The 545-nt window shown below is 71.0% G+C and carries 1 protein-coding gene; it reads left to right on the top strand.

Translation table 11 applies throughout. The annotated features are described in order from the left end of the window. The coding region (locus A5706_RS12885) for a TetR/AcrR family transcriptional regulator (RefSeq protein ID WP_068131097.1) at window positions 1–545 on the top strand (545 nt) is incomplete at both ends.

Raw genomic sequence — 545 nt, 5'->3', positions numbered from 1 at the left:
CGCCCGGTGGGCGCCAGCGGCGAGCGGACCCGCGCCCGAATAATCGACGCGGCGATGCGCTGCGTGGCGGAGGTCGGGTACTCCCGCGCGACCATCCGCGAGATCGCCCGCACCGCGGAGGTGACCAGCGCCAGCCTGTACAACTACTTCCCCAACAAGTCGGAGCTGATCAAGGCCGCCGTCGCGGCCAGGACCGACGTCGCGTTGCCGCGCCTGCGCGAGGCCGCCCAGGGTCCCGGCGACGTCACGGACCGGATCGAAGCGGTGCTCGACGAATCGGGCCGGTTGATGCGCGAATACCCCGACCTCGCCGCCTTCGAGTGGGCGCTCCGTGCCGAAGGTGCCGTCGACCCTCGGGAGGGCGGCGCCGGATTCCAGGCCTTCCGCGAGATCATCGAGGGCATCGTCGGGGGCACCGACAAGCCGGGCTCGGTGGAAGCCGTCTATTCGCTGATCTACGGGTTGACCGAGCTGGCGGCGACCGTTCCGCCGGAGGAGTACCACGCTGCGCTGGACTCGGCCAAGCGCCTGATCAGGGGCACGCT

The sequence above is a fragment of the Mycobacterium sp. E796 genome, from assembly GCF_001672815.1.
Classification (GTDB): domain Bacteria; phylum Actinomycetota; class Actinomycetes; order Mycobacteriales; family Mycobacteriaceae; genus Mycobacterium.
This window is presented reverse-complemented; position numbering and strand designations above follow the sequence as displayed.